Origin of the sequence: Limnothrix redekei LRLZ20PSL1 (assembly GCF_043235035.1) — a bacterium.
Classification (GTDB): Bacteria; Cyanobacteriota; Cyanobacteriia; order CACIAM-69d; family CACIAM-69d; genus CACIAM-69d.
Genome location: NZ_JAZAQF010000095.1, coordinates 21,993 through 35,979, shown reverse-complemented (window position 1 = coordinate 35,979; position 13,987 = coordinate 21,993). Strand labels below are relative to the sequence as shown.

Here is a 13,987-nt window from a genome sequence, read left to right as displayed (position 1 = left end):
CGCGGGGCTACCTGGGCAAATTACTAGTCAGAGTCATGATTTCCAGTTGGTCAAAGCCTTCTGCCAGTTCTGGGGGCGATCGATCCAATTGTTGGGCCATCCGTTCAATGACATGGGCGGGAACCTGCCGATCGCGCTGGGCATTCCAGGCCAAGCATTGCTCCAAGGGAGTTTGTACCCACCAGCCGATGATCTGGCTAAACCCCAATTCCCGTGCGGTTTCTAAGATTCGCTGTCGTTGGCGCGGGTCAGCGTTGGTGGCATCGTAAACGGCATCGGCTGCATTGACGATCGCGGTTTGCAGTCGATCGCACACCACCTGCCAAATGGCTGACCAGTCGCCCTGAACAGCCGCATCACCAAAAAGTTCAGCCCGAATGGCATCGGTGGAAATCCAATGTCGATCGGGAGCGGCGGCTTGCCACTGGCGGGCCAGGGTGGACTTGCCACAGCCCGGCGGCCCAATCAGCACGATCAGGCGAGTCGTGGGCAGACCAGAGGCAGGGAGATCAGCAACGGGGCGATCGGGAAGTGGCATGGCGCTGGAATGGGCTAATCAACCGGTTAACGCCACAGGTTAACGGTTCGGATCAGCGCTCGTCGAGATCTTTACACTTCGCCTAAGCAACTTTGATCAATCTACTGGACTCGAATTGCTAGATTGAGCTTTTGCTGTCAAATCTGATGAATCCGCAGGTCATGCTCAGAACTTAATCAAAATCCTCATAGGAATAACACAACGATTCCTGCTCAGAATCAGAACTATCTTCTAGTTCAATCTCATCGTTCTCAACTTCCTCATACCAAATTGACCACCAATTACCGCTGGCATGACCTTTCGCGAGTAACTGATAGCGAACTTGATTTATATCGCAGTCATCGCTTTCGATATAGTCAGAAACCATATCAAGACAAGATTCTAAGTTTCCACCACTGCCATATTTATCCTCCCAAAGACATCCCCAATTGCCCTCGGGATCAAAATAAAACTTAGACTTTTTTGTGCCTTTATTCATCCATCTCCCATTTCAATTATCATTAGATTTAAATACTATTGAAGTGAAATTCTCAATATAAAACTTCCTAAACCATTTCTTGAATATGGAATATTGCTGCTTCTAAGGAACTAACTTCAATAAATTGTTAGAGATCTGGCAGGACTGCCATCACCGAGCAATGAGCAGTCTAACGCTGTAGGTTAACAATATAGAACATCGTTTGAGCATGGTTGAGCCGTTGAACCGCCTAAGGATCAGGAATCACCCTCGCCTTAGCCGGCCCGGCCCGCCTAAAATTGAACCATTCTCCACCGCCCGATCGCCCCTCCCAGGTGGGAGATGTGCGGCGATCGCCGTTTGGGAATCTGGTTCGTTTTGCCGTTCTATTTTGTTCCATTTTTTTGTCGCATTCTGAGGTGGCTTATCGAAACCATTCATGGAGATCTGAAAGGTCTCAAAACCAACCAACTCAAACAACTGAAGCGGCTTTATCATCAGCGCGTGCCCGGCGATCGCTTCACCACGCCGGAATTTGCCCAGCGCCTGGCCGCCATCAGCACCGAACTGGAAAAACCCCTTTGCGTTTACTTTAACCGGCGGGGCCAGGTGATTCGAGTCGGCGTGGGCACACCGCGCCAAACCCAAATCCCGCCTTTGGAATTGCCGCGCTATGGGGCCGAGCGCCTGTGCGGAATTCGTTGCATGGCCACCGCGCCCGAGTCAGACCAGCCGGGAACCGGAGCCTTGACGGCTTTGGCCCTGCAACGGTTGGATGCGTTGGTTTGGCTGCCACTCACGGGTAGTGGCTTTGCGCGGCGCGGCGGTGGTGTGGGGGGCTATGTGAAATCGGCGCGGGTGGCCCATCTGTTGCCGCCGTCTAATCTGCCGGGGCTGGTGGTGCGAGGGACGGAATCGACAGCCGAAAGCGTCACCCAAAGCACCACGGTGTTACCCCCTGTCCCGATCGAGGACTTGGCAGAGCAGGACTTTCTGGACTTTGTGACGGGGCTGGAGGCCGAGTTTGCCCGGGAAGTGTCCGGCTTAGAGATTGATCAAGCGGGCGATCGGGTGTTGTTGGTGGGGGTGCAAACGAGCGATCGGGATCCCAGGGCCTTTGAAGACGGGTTGGCGGAACTCGATCGGTTGGTGGACACGGCCGGCGGTTCCGTGGTCGGCGTGGTGCGCCAAAAGCGATCGCGCCCCCATCCCCAAACCGTGGTGGGTGAAGGGAAGGTGGAAGAAATTGCCCTCCAGGCCCAGAGCTTGGGGGCCAACCTGGTGGCGTTCGATCGGGACTTGTCCCCGGCCCAAATCCGCAACTTGGAAAAATTCATCGGCACGCGCGTGGTCGATCGCACCGAGGTGATTCTCGATATCTTTGCGCAACGGGCCCGATCGGGCGCGGGCAAGCTGCAAGTGGAACTGGCCCAGTTGGAATATCTCATGCCGCGACTGACGGGCCGTGGCCAAGCCATGTCTCGGTTGGGCGGCGGCATTGGAACCCGAGGGCCCGGTGAAACCAAATTGGAAACCGAACGCCGGGTGATTCAACGACGCATTGCCCGCTTGCAACGGGAGGTGAACGAACTCCAGGCCCACCGCAACCGCCTACGCCAACGTCGCCAACACCACGATGTGCCGACCGTGGCGATCGTGGGTTATACCAATGCTGGAAAATCAACCCTATTGAACGTGCTGACCGATGCGGAAGTCTACGCGGCCGATCAACTGTTTGCCACGTTGGATCCAACCACTCGCCGCCTGACCCTGACTGCGCCCACCCCGATCGCCCCGATCGCTGAATCGGAATTTCCAGACAGCCCCGAATTCGCGGAACCCACCGAGGGGCGATCGATCCTGCTCACGGACACGGTGGGGTTTATTCAAGAGCTGCCCCCGCCCTTGATGGATGCCTTCCGCGCCACCCTGGAGGAGGTGACAGAAGCAGAAGCCCTGCTGCACTTGGTAGATTTATCCCATCCTTCCTGGCCCCGACATATTGCGGCGGTGCATGAAATTTTGGGTGAAATGCCGATCGTTCCGGGGCCGGAACTGCTGGTTTTCAACAAAATTGACGCGGCTAGCTCCGAGGCGATCGAGCAGGCCAAGGCGGAATGTCCCCACGGGGTATTTATTTCCGCAGGCGATCGCTTGGGACTCGAAACCCTCCGGCAACAGTTGCTGAACCTAGTTCGCTACGCCACGGGCGAATAGGCCCCCTGCCCGATTAATCCTGCCCGATCGATCCTGATCGATTAATCCTGCCCGATCGATACCTGCCCGATCGATCGGGCGGGACACACCGTCGCAATGGGTTAATCAACAGTCAAACAGCAGCTTTCGGGCGTAAGGCCTTGCGCCCCGACCTAAACCGCAGAGCTGTAGAGAGAGCCACCTCGCAACATAATCGCCATTTCGTTCTCGCGGGGCGAATTGGCGAGAGCAATCTCCTCGTTGATTCGCCCTTCCAAATAGAGCTTGTAGAGAATTTGGTTCATCGTACACATGCCCTCGTATTCCGATCGGGGGATGATGTCCTCCACTTCGTCAATCTGACCTTTCTTGATGTAATCGCGAACTGCATCGGTGTTGATCAGCACTTCAAAGACCGGGGCCCGTTTGCCGTCGGTGGTGGGCACTAGGGCTTGGGAAATGCAAGCCACCATCGCTTCCGCAATTTGGGTTCGCACGGCCTCGCGATCTTCCGGTGAATAGAGCGCCAAAATCCGCTCGATTGTCTTGACAGCCCCGTTGGTGTGCAGCGTTCCGAATACCAAGTGACCGGTTTGGGCAGCCTTCAGGGCGGTTTCCACCGTCTCCCGATCGCGCATTTCCCCAATCAGAATCACGTCTGGATCTTCCCGCAAGGAAGCCCGCAACGCATTGTCAAACCGTAGGGAGTGAATCCCCACCTCCCGCTGATTGATCACCGACTTGCGGCTTTGGTGGACAAACTCGATCGGGTCTTCGATCGTGATGATGTGCCGGGTCATGTTGCGGTTGATGTAGTCAATCATGGCCGCCAAGGTGGTGGACTTCCCGGAACCGGTGGGCCCCGTCACCAAAATCAACCCCTTGTGGGCATGGCAAACATTGGCAAAGGCCGCCGGTAAGCAAAGCTGCTCAAAGGTCTTGATTTCCATCGGAATCAAGCGCAACACCATCGCTGGCCCATTCAGGGTTTCAAACAAATTGATCCGCACCCGCGCAAAGGGATATTGGGCCGCCCCGTCAAAGTCTAAATTTTCTTGAAAATGCTGAATTTCCACATCACTCAACACCTCCTGCGTCCAGGCCATGAAGGTGTTGTCGTCCGTGGTGGGGTAGGTGGTGGGCTGCATTTGCCCCCGGCTGCGGAAGCGCGGTTCTCGGCCCACGGCCAAATGCACATCGGAGTAGTTGTTGCGAAAGGCTTCTTCCACTAACTGCCGCAGGGTGGGCGCACCTTCTGAGGCCTTCGCCCGAGGGAGGGGACGGCGGCCGCTGACGGGGCTGGCTTCTGGGACGATCGGGCCCGGCGGGGCCGTTTCGCCATTTTCCCCAATCACCTGAAACGACCAGTCCGCCCGCCGATCGCCCAAATTCACACTCAGGTGATGGTTGCCGGGCTTGGGAAACACCAAATCTAAGCGCCAAGTGCCGTCCTTAGCGACGATCGGCCCTGTCATCTTGAAGTCATTATTCAGACTGACGACCAACGGTTTGCCCGCATCATCGGGCGTTGCCATACCGGCCACCACAAACCGCTGGAGCGGGCGCACAGGTTGGCTGGGAGCCTGAACAATTTTCATTGAGAAACCTCCAAAATCCGTCACTAATTCACTAGCAATTGCCACCATTCGCTCACGAAGGCTGCAATCGGGAGGCTTCCTGCTTCATCACGGCGAAGTCCGCTTCATCCGCAACCCAGGCTGACAGGACCGGACTGGCCGCCGTTTCGAGATGAATTGCCCCGTTTCAGCCCCGATCGATTTTCAATCCACAGTTTGGCCCATGGTTGTAAACCCTTGCATTTAGCCTGACCCACCCATACCCGCCTGCTGCTGGGGAACTGGGAAACCGGCCAGAGGGTTTCCCTGAACTCCGTGATTTTGCGGATCAGGCTCCCTTTGTTTCTAATCCAAAACCGATGGATTTGTCAGCTTTTGGCTGATAGGGCTGGGGAAATGGTGGGGGCGCTGATCCGAAAGAACTGCCCCAAAAGATACAGGGAACCACAGAGCACCACGGGCCGATCGCCCGCCAGGGCCACCCCCAAAGCTGGCAACAGATCCGTGAAGGGGCGACCCTCTGCCAGGGCGATCGCCTCGGGAGCCAGATGCACCAATGCTTCGGGGGCGATCGACTGGGGATCTGGAACAGGCACGGTGTAGAGCCGATCGCCCGATCGCAACAGGATCCGCAACACGGCGGCCGCGTCCTTGGTGCTCAACATACCCATCACCCAGGTCACGGGCCCCAAATTTTGCTGATCCACATAGTCCCGCAGCACTTGGGCCGAGTCATGGTTGTGGGCCCCATCCACCAGCAGTGATCGCCCCTGATAGGTTGTCCACTGCAACCGGCCCGGCCAGCGGGCGTTGGCCATGCCGGTTTGAATGGCTGGGTTGGCAATGGCCCAACCGGCCGATCGCAACTGTTGCACCAGCCCGATCGCGACGGCTGCGTTGGTGCGCTGAACAGTTCCGGCCAGGGGCAGCGGATAGGTTAAATTGCCCGATCGAACCCAAGGTAAGTGAGGCCAAGATTCGGCCGGCGGGGCGATCGGCTCGGCCGGCTCCACCCAATCGATCGGGCAGGCCAGTTGGGCCGCGCGATCGGCCACCACGGCCCGGGCCTCGGACGGCAGGGGAGCCACCACCAGCGGCCGCCCCGGTTTCAGGATGCCGGCCTTTTCTCCGGCAATTTGTCCTAAGCTGTCGCCCAAAACCTGCCAATGGTCCCGCCCGATCGAGGTGATGGCACAGGCGATCGGCCCGTCCACCACATTGGTCGCGTCCAACCGCCCCCCTAGCCCCACCTCCATCACCGCCAAATCCACCCGCTGGCGCGCAAAATACAGCCAAGCGGCCACGGTCACCAGCTCAAATTGGGTCAGGGAAATGCCGGTTTGGGCGATCGCCTGTTCCCCCTCATGCAGCAACTCAGCCAGAACTTGCGGTTCGATCGGGACTTGATCCACCGTGATTCGCTCCGTCCAATCAACCAGGTGCGGTGAAGTGTAGCGCCCGGTGCGATAGCCCGCCGCCGTCAGAATGCTGGACAGGTAAGCACAAACGGAACCTTTGCCATTGGTTCCCGCCACATGGACGATCGGCACCTGTTGTTGAGGGTTCCCCAGAGCCGCCAGCACCCCTCGCATCCGCTCTAAACCCAACTGCACGCCGAAGGGTTGAAAACTAGCTAATTGCTGGTCTAGTTGGCCTACCTGATTATCCTGATTATCCTGATTGGTCTGATGATCCTGATTGGCCTGGTGAGCGTGATTATCCTGATTGGTCTGATGATCCTGGGCTGCCGGATGAGCTGCACTGACGGAATTTGCTGAATCTAGCGGCTCTGGGTTTGATGGTTCGATCGCCGGGGTCATGGTGTTGTTCCTTAGCCTATTGCGCCTTGCGGGGGGCCAAAAATGCCCAAAAACAAGTAGGAGCGCCATCAAAGCGCCCCTACCATTCTGCGATTGGGTATCGATTGTGGGCGATCGCGACAAAACCGCCAGAGTTTACGAACCTAGCTGTCTAGCTGACGACGCAATTGCTCGAGGGCTGCCTTACCAATGTTGAAAACAGCCCAGCCAGCAGCCAGCAGCAGCGGAGACACCACAACCAAAACGCGCCAATCCATATCTTGATCTCCCGTAACAGTTCTAAAAACAGGCGAGCCAATTTAATTAAATGCCATTGTCGGGCATTTGGGGCCTCCCGAACGCGACCAGTCGATCGGAATCCTGGGAACTGGGTTACTGGCGGGCATTGGGGTAGGCCGAGTTACCTAGTGCGCCCCGTGAAAACCCAGATCCGTGCCCTGGCCGCCATGCACCAGGGCCAACTTCACGTAGCGGGCCGCATGTTCAATTTGTTCCGCCACTTCCTGATCACTGAGCGATCGGACGACCTTGCCCGGAATTCCCACCACGAGCGATCGGGGTGGCACCTCTTTGGTCACCACGGCCCCAGCCCCCACGATGCTACCCGCACCCACGCGCACACCGTTGAGAATGATGGCTCCCATCCCGATCGTGCAGCCCCGTTCAATGTGGGCGGAGTGGATGATGGCCCGGTGGCCCACGGTCACATCGGCCTCAAGGATTGTGGGCTGGCCCGGGTCGCCATGGATCACTGCGCCATCTTGGACATTGGTGTTTTCGCCAATGTCAATTCGCTCCACATCCCCCCGCAGCACCGCGCCATACCAAATGTTGGCCCCGGCGGCCAGGGTGACCCGGCCAATAATGGTGGCGTTGGGAGCGACAAAGGCCGCAGCCGCGATGTCCGGTGTGCCCAAAATGGGATGGGCGATCGCCCCTGTTGCCTCTAGACGTGACATAAACGTGACAAATATTTCAAGAAGCGTTTGTTTTGCCCAGACCGCCAAAATGCCATCGCTATAATAGGGTAGCGAGGCGACGGCCCGCGATCGAACCCCCGCTCCCACCGCCGTCCTGCACGAGGTTTCGATCGAACCCATGCTGAATCCGACGTTGCAATATCCCATCTTTGGCCCAGAAATTTTGTGTCCCCATTGTCGGCAGCCGATCCCGGCCCTGACCCTTACGGACACGTACCTTTGTCCTCGGCATGGGGCCTTTGAAGCCGACCCCAACACCAAAGAACTGGTGCATTTGCAATCCAGTCGCCATTGGCGGCAGTGGGAGGGTGAATGGTATCGCCAGCATACACACCCCGACGGCATTCGCTTTGAAATTCATGAAGCGCTCGATCGGCTTTATACCCAAGGCTTTCGGGCCACGAAGGTAACAGTTGCCCATCGTTACCAAACTCTCATTGCGTCCTATCTCGATCGGGCAAACCCGCGCAATCCCAGTTCCGACGGTCGGCCACGGCTTTATGGCTTGCCGGTGGAATTCAGCGCCACGGAAGCGGCGGATCCCTGTTGGGATGTGATTAATTTTGTGTTGGACAAGGAACCCGGTGTGCCGGTGCGCTATCCCTATTTCCGGCTGTTTGAGTAGCCCAAGGGGGGTCGGTAGCAGCGCAATGCACCATGTTTCCTTAAAAACGGCGGATATTCACCGGGCGATCGCGTTTTATGAGGCGATCGGGTTTGGGATGGCCGAACGGTTCACGGCGGGCATGACCCTGGCCTGTTGGATGGAAGGTTGGGGGGGACGCATTGAGCTGCTGCAAGTGCCGGAACCCCAATCGCCGCCCGATCCCTTTGGCAATGAGCATTATGTGGGCTACTACCATTTGTCGCTGGATTTGGCCCAATCGCCCGATCGCCCAGAAACGCTGCCGGATTGGTTACGTCTGATGGGCAATCGTCTAGCTCCGCAGCCCCTGCCCCTGTTGTTGGCCCCTTGCCAGCAAATGATTGGCGATCGGGTCTATGAGGTGGCATTCATCGCAGATCCGGATGGAATGCCGATCGAACTGTTGCGCCTTCAAGCCCAACTCCCGCTACCCAAGGCCGCGATCGACGCTGAACATTGAGCCACCGTTCAGCATCGTGGCGTTCTGGTGAGGCATGATGTTCGGGAATTACGTTGAGAGATGGCGTTGAGAGATAGCCTTGAGAAAGGGCGCTAAAACAGCCCGATCGTGCGGGCCGCCTGCACCAGCCCATCCACCGCTTCCGGCGGCCATCCCCCTTCAGCACCCCGCCCCGACAGCAACACAAACCGCACCCCAAAAGCATCTGCATAGCCCTCGGCCCCCAGCCAGAGCCGATCGCTCTCCACCTCGCAAGCAATTTTTTCCTCGGGCATCAACTCATCGGCGATCGCCCGCACTGAATCCACCAGGCGATCGAGCAGTCGGCAAAAGTCGGTTAACTCCGGCTCCGTCAGCTCCACAGCCCAATCATCACTGCCCACCAATCCCGAAAATTTCGTGGCCGAAGGCTGCCAGCCCAATCGCCATCCTGGGCCAGACTTCAAGATTCGATCGTTAGCCATAGCGCTGTTGATTGGCCCTAAATTGCCGGATTTAGCTTATCCCCGGATTGAACTGATCCGAGTAGATGTCTGAAAAGTGCCTTCATGGAGACCGTCTAATTTTTCCACTACTCCTTTTCAGTCCTAGGATGGAATCTAGGATTGAACCATTGAAGCTCCATGTCGATCGAACTCCACCATGGCTCTTAAGCTCTTCTTCTTGCGTCATGCTCAGACGGCCTACAGTGCATCCGGTGGTTATTGCGGCACGCCTGAAAATGATCCCGGCCTCACGCCCGAGGGGCATGAAATGGCTGAGAAGTTCGCGATCGCCTATGCCTCCCTTGAGTGGACAGCCATTTACACCAGTCCGCTGCGCCGCGCGATCCAGACGGCAACGCCTCTGTGCGAAATGACGGGGCTGAATATGCAGTTGCGAGATGGGCTAAGGGAAATTGCCTACGGAAAGTGGGAAGGGTTGCATCCCCGCGAGGTCGATCGAATCTATCACGATGACTATGTGCGGTGGCTGACAGATCCGGCTTGGAATGCGCCCACGGGAGGCGAGCGGGGTGTGGACATTGCCCGCCGAGCTTCATTGGTTTTGGACGAAATTGAGCGTCGTCACCCCACGGGTTCAGTGCTGTTGGTGTCCCATAAGGCAACGATTCGGATTTTGCTTTGTGTGCTGATGGGCATTGATGTGGGTCGCTATCGCGATCGCTTCTCGTTGCCGGTGGCGGGGCTAAATGTGGTGGAAATGAGCGATCGGGGCCCCCTGTTTCACAGTGTGGCCGATCGGAGTTATTTGGATGAACGGTTGCGGGCCCTTCCTTCCACTTAGGAGCATGGCGAGAAATCTGGGCGAGAAATCTGGTTAGAAATCTGGCTAGAAATCTGGGCAAGACCGATCACCATAGCTTTTCCTCCAGTGAATCAAGATGGCCGCCGCAATCAGTTCTCAGATTCCCGATCGATCTGATAAGACGGAAGGAATCCACAGGAATCAACGCCGATGGTTGATTCCTGGATAAACCTCTGGCAACCTAACTCCCCCCATAAACGGTGACTCAATCAGACGAAATGCAGGGCCTGCTCGATCGAGCAGTGAGCACCCTCAATGAAGCGCTGGACTCTCCTGAACTGTCATTGCGCGATCGAACCTTGGTGGCCCTGCGTGTTTTGGAATTGGCCCATGGAACCGACCCGATCGAAGGTCTAAACACCAATGGTTGGGAATTGCCGCAACTGACCCAACGCCTGACGAACCCGGGCCCGGAATCACGATCAGCATCGCCACTGGACGCAAGATTGCGATCCGCTTCCAAGGGCCAGCCCGCCACCGGCCCCGATCGACCCCATTCAGACAGCACCGCCACCACCCAACATCAGTCCCTTGCGTACCCCGTTGCGACTGCTCCTTCAGCGGCTCGCAATGACCAAATTTTGGAGCCAACGGTTTTAGAAATTGACAACTTTCTGAGCCACGAAGAGCATCAATTTGCCCTCAGCACGGCCTTGAATAAGGCCGATCAATTCGTTGGTTCCAAAACCACAACCAACGCCAGCGATTACCGTCGCTCCAGTATTTTGTATGCCACGCTCTATCCAGATCTCTATGAACTCTTGCGCCAACGGTTAATTGGCCTATTACCAACGGTTGTACAGCAATTGGGAATGCCTAGCTTTGAGCCGGGACAAGTGGAGATGCAGCTAACGGCTCACAATGATGGCTGTTTTTATAAAATTCACAACGATTCAGGCAGTCCGGAAACGGCCACACGCGCCCTGACCTATGTTTACTATTTCTATCAGGAACCGAAGCGGTTTTCGGGTGGTGAATTGCGAATGTATGAAACGGATATCAGCGGGCCCATGGTAACCGCGTCCGATCGCTTTGAAACCATTGAACCGCTGAATAATCGGATCGTCTTTTTTGATAGTCGATGTAAACATGAAGTGCTGCCCGTTGTTTGTCCGTCGCGCCAATTTGACCATGGCCGGTTCACGCTCAATGGCTGGATTCGGCGGTCTTAGTCCTCGGCGGGGATCAGTCCGGCGGGTTTGGCTGGGCTGTTTGGGGGCGGGGTTGCTGTGGTTGGCGGCCGGTGCGGCTGGGGCGATCGAACCATCCCAACCAGCCCAGCCGGCTCCTATTCCCTACGTGGCGTTCGATCGAACCGAGTTGCAGTTATATCCCTATCGCGGCCGCAATTTGGTGTGGCTGTTGCCGGAGGGAACTTGGGAGCCGGAACGATTGCAACCCCTGATTGAACTGGTCGATCGCGCCTATGATTTCTATGCCGAAGCCGTGGCCGGCAAACCCACCCCCTACGGCCCCACCATTCGCGATCAATTGGGAACGGTGGCCATTGTTCCCAAAACCTGTGGCGGTGGCTGTGGCTACATCTCCAGCACTGGCATCGAAGTAAAGGCTCCTTATTTCCAAGATCTTTACAACAACTATCAGAAAACCGGCGAGTTTGAGACCCTGCCCATTTATGAATTGGGGCGCAATTTTTGGCTGAAATCCTATGCCAAAAAACTGGAATATCAGGGAGCCGATGCTAGCGTTACGGTACGCACCGGGTTTGCGGCTTTTATGCGTTTGGAAGTGTTGGACGTGCTGCAAATTGAGCCGGGATCGGTGTATGGCACACCGTTTGAAATTTATCGCCAGGATTTGCGATCGCTTCTATGGCGTTATCAGGCCGATCGCACTTTGAATTGGCACAACACCTTGCGATCGGGTCAAGCTCCCAAAAACTCCCTCTGTTCCGAGCGGGGAATTTGCATTGGTGCGCCGGAATTGTGGGCGGCCATGCTGCTGGAAGTGCGCGATCGCTACAGTCCCAACGATCCCACCTTTGCTAAGCGGTTGTGGGCCGCCGTGCGCGATCGCCCCGATGCCACCAGCACCCAAGCAGCCGTGGACAACTGGATCATTGCCCTCAGCGAAACCACCCAGCACAATTTGGTGTGGCTCTTTGAAGACGTGTGGCGTTGGCCCGTGTCCGATCGCGCCAAGCGTGCCGTCCGACATCTGCCGCGCGGGATTTAGCCCTGGGCTTTTAACAGGCTGAATGCACCTGCACCCGGCGGAGTTTCTCTGTGAAATTTCTCTGTGGAATTTCTCTGCGAAATTTTCTCTGTGGAGTTTCTCTGTGAAACTCAGTTCTTGGGAGAGCTATTCGCTAAAAACCGCTCCACCAAAACGATCGCCGCAATATCATCCACCGGGCGGGGCGGCTGGCGCAGGCCCCGAGGCAGCAACTTTCGCCAACCCCGAGGCGGATAGAGTTCCCAATAGCGATCGCGTGCGGCTAGGGTGCTGTAGCGTTCATCAACCCGTTGGATCGGGGGGGCATCGGGCCAACCCTGTTCCAGACGGCTGACCCAGGCCTTGGAAGTGGTTTGGTCACCCATAATGATGGCCGTGGCTTGGTACTGCTGCTGCCATTGGCGCAATTGTTCGATCGCCCCGTCCGATCGCACCACCTCGTGGGCCAAAATCTCGCCACTCGATCGCAGCACCGCCAATCCACATTTAGCGCTGCCCGGATCAAACCCCAAATAAACCGCTCCCGAATCAACCGCCCCTAAATCAACCGCCATAGGCTCTCATCGGTTGCTCAGAACCAAAACACAGCAACCAGCCTACACAGCAACCAGCCTACTTAGCCGCACCGGCCGCACGCCGCGTCTTAAGGGTGACATTCATGCCCTCGCCGGACTGCTCCAACACCAACAGCGGCGTGGGTTTGGCCTTTTGATCCCAACTGATGGTGACGATTCGCCCTTGGATCGTCGGTTGCCACCGATCGTCATCATCATCCGCCAAACTGAGGTAGCGCTCCAGGCAGTTGATGATTTCCTCGATCGTCCGGGAAGTCGGCTGGGTGGGCAATTTGGTGATGCGTACCTGCACTCGAAACAACACCCGCTTCACCCGCTTCACGCCATCGGTGCAAGTTTCATACTCCACATCAAAGAGCTGATCCACTTGGCGGCCTTGGTTGGTCTGCGCATTGTTTTGAGTGCCGGCCTGTTGTTGGGTCGGCCGCAGGGCCACGGACACCATGGTTTTGATCTTCATCTTGATCTGGTTCACGATCGCGAAGTGGAAGATCTCCTCCTGCATCCGCATTCGCAAGTAATCCAAGTTGAACTCACGAGAATTCACAAGATCGGGGTTTGCTTCCATCTTGTGAATGCTTTTGAGGGCTAAGTCAAGGCGTTTTTTGAGTTCACGAACTCGGAATTCTTCTGCACGAATTCTCTTTTGGAGCTTGTCTGTTTCCAGCTTGAAATAAACACCACCAGCAACCAGCAACACTGCCAAAGCGCCACTGCTCATAAGCCACAAATTATTAGCAGGAGCCGGGGTGGTCGGGGCCTGGGCAAGGGGCCCGGCGGGCAAGCTAATGACCGGAATAATGGGGGTCGTCATGACAGGCAATGTTGTCATTGAATGACTCATTGGGCAACTCACAGATACGAATCCTCACGGGCGATCGGTGAATTTGTTGAACTCGATGAATTTTTCGATGAATTTAGAGAATTTTCCGCTTCCCCCGCTGTTAATCAACGGGAACTTTCCCCCTTGAGCCAATCACCGTAGCTGCGGTGCGATCGGGTGGGTCCAAAACTTCCTAAGACGCAGACAAGCACAAAGTCACCCCCCACCGCGACCACTGACAACGTTGGGAATTGCGAAAATTGTGGTCCGTGGGGCCATGTATGGTTGGGTTGGGTTCCGTGAGCCTGAACCCATTCGGTTGGAGATAACACCCATCGTTCACATCTAGTCTACATTGGCAATAGAGACGATAGAATAAACGCCTTGGAATATAAGCTTTGAACGTCATTG

The 13,987-nt window shown here is 56.5% G+C and carries 15 protein-coding genes; 6 read left to right on the top strand and 9 right to left on the bottom strand.

Annotated features, from left to right (window positions below):
• Positions 1-7: 7 nt before the first annotated feature.
• The gene (locus VPK24_RS18550; RefSeq protein WP_393015604.1) at positions 8-538 is read right to left on the bottom strand and encodes an AAA family ATPase; all 531 of its coding nucleotides are present in this window, start codon (positions 536-538) and stop codon (positions 8-10) included.
• Positions 539-710: 172 nt separating this feature from the next.
• Positions 711-1,016 (bottom strand): hypothetical protein, encoded by a 306-nt coding sequence (locus tag VPK24_RS18545; RefSeq protein WP_393015602.1) that lies wholly within the window; start codon positions 1,014-1,016, stop codon positions 711-713.
• A gap of 405 nt (positions 1,017-1,421) precedes the next feature.
• Between VPK24_RS18545 and hflX the strand changes: the two genes are divergently transcribed.
• Positions 1,422-3,212, top strand: a complete 1,791-nt coding sequence (hflX, locus tag VPK24_RS18540; RefSeq protein WP_449283925.1) for a GTPase HflX — start codon at positions 1,422-1,424, stop codon at positions 3,210-3,212.
• A 152-nt stretch (positions 3,213-3,364) separates the two neighbouring features.
• On the opposite strand, the gene VPK24_RS18535 is transcribed toward hflX, so the two are convergent.
• From VPK24_RS18535 to VPK24_RS18520, 4 genes are all read right to left on the bottom strand, one after another.
• Positions 3,365-4,789 carry a type IV pilus twitching motility protein PilT gene (locus VPK24_RS18535; RefSeq protein WP_393015598.1) on the bottom strand — a complete coding sequence of 475 codons (1,425 nt, stop codon included), beginning with the start codon at positions 4,787-4,789 and terminating at the stop codon, positions 3,365-3,367.
• A 347-nt stretch (positions 4,790-5,136) separates the two neighbouring features.
• The gene (locus tag VPK24_RS18530; protein ID WP_393015596.1) at positions 5,137-6,588 is read right to left on the bottom strand and encodes a bifunctional folylpolyglutamate synthase/dihydrofolate synthase; all 1,452 of its coding nucleotides are present in this window, start codon (positions 6,586-6,588) and stop codon (positions 5,137-5,139) included.
• A 143-nt stretch (positions 6,589-6,731) separates the two neighbouring features.
• Positions 6,732-6,845: a photosystem II protein Y gene (locus tag VPK24_RS18525; protein ID WP_099533248.1), complete on the bottom strand. Its 114-nt coding sequence runs from the start codon at positions 6,843-6,845 to the stop codon at positions 6,732-6,734.
• A gap of 147 nt (positions 6,846-6,992) precedes the next feature.
• Positions 6,993-7,547, bottom strand: a complete 555-nt coding sequence (locus VPK24_RS18520) for a gamma carbonic anhydrase family protein (protein WP_190355003.1) — start codon at positions 7,545-7,547, stop codon at positions 6,993-6,995.
• A 139-nt stretch (positions 7,548-7,686) separates the two neighbouring features.
• On the opposite strand from VPK24_RS18520, the gene VPK24_RS18515 reads away from it, so the two are divergent.
• Together VPK24_RS18515 and VPK24_RS18510 are read left to right on the top strand one after the other, a co-directional pair.
• On the top strand, positions 7,687-8,193 hold the full coding sequence (locus tag VPK24_RS18515) for a TIGR02652 family protein (RefSeq protein WP_099533247.1): 507 nt from the start codon (positions 7,687-7,689) through the stop codon (positions 8,191-8,193).
• 25 nt (positions 8,194-8,218) lie between these two features.
• On the top strand, positions 8,219-8,674 hold the full coding sequence (locus VPK24_RS18510) for a VOC family protein (protein ID WP_393015595.1): 456 nt from the start codon (positions 8,219-8,221) through the stop codon (positions 8,672-8,674).
• A 92-nt stretch (positions 8,675-8,766) separates the two neighbouring features.
• On the opposite strand, the gene VPK24_RS18505 is transcribed toward VPK24_RS18510, so the two are convergent.
• Entirely contained in the window at positions 8,767-9,138 is a 372-nt protein-coding gene (locus VPK24_RS18505) for a DUF1818 family protein (protein WP_099533245.1), read from the bottom strand.
• 178 nt (positions 9,139-9,316) lie between these two features.
• Between VPK24_RS18505 and VPK24_RS18500 the strand changes: the two genes are divergently transcribed.
• The 3 genes from VPK24_RS18500 to VPK24_RS18490 all read left to right on the top strand — a co-directional run bounded on the left by VPK24_RS18500 (position 9,317) and on the right by VPK24_RS18490 (position 12,178).
• Positions 9,317-9,961: a histidine phosphatase family protein gene (locus tag VPK24_RS18500; protein WP_099533244.1), complete on the top strand. Its 645-nt coding sequence runs from the start codon at positions 9,317-9,319 to the stop codon at positions 9,959-9,961.
• A 221-nt stretch (positions 9,962-10,182) separates the two neighbouring features.
• Positions 10,183-11,154, top strand: a complete 972-nt coding sequence (locus VPK24_RS18495) for a 2OG-Fe(II) oxygenase (protein ID WP_393015592.1) — start codon at positions 10,183-10,185, stop codon at positions 11,152-11,154.
• Positions 11,132-12,178 (top strand): hypothetical protein, encoded by a 1,047-nt coding sequence (locus tag VPK24_RS18490; protein ID WP_393015590.1) that lies wholly within the window; start codon positions 11,132-11,134, stop codon positions 12,176-12,178. Before VPK24_RS18495 ends, VPK24_RS18490 begins: the two co-directional genes overlap by 23 nt.
• A gap of 110 nt (positions 12,179-12,288) precedes the next feature.
• Here VPK24_RS18490 and ruvX read toward each other — a convergent pair whose 3' ends face one another.
• Both ruvX and VPK24_RS18480 read right to left on the bottom strand, forming a co-directional pair.
• The gene (ruvX, locus tag VPK24_RS18485; RefSeq protein ID WP_393015588.1) at positions 12,289-12,732 is read right to left on the bottom strand and encodes a Holliday junction resolvase RuvX; all 444 of its coding nucleotides are present in this window, start codon (positions 12,730-12,732) and stop codon (positions 12,289-12,291) included.
• Positions 12,733-12,790: 58 nt separating this feature from the next.
• Positions 12,791-13,567, bottom strand: coding sequence for a hypothetical protein (locus tag VPK24_RS18480; RefSeq protein WP_393015586.1), 777 nt, complete (start codon positions 13,565-13,567; stop codon positions 12,791-12,793).
• Positions 13,568-13,987 lie beyond the last annotated feature (420 nt).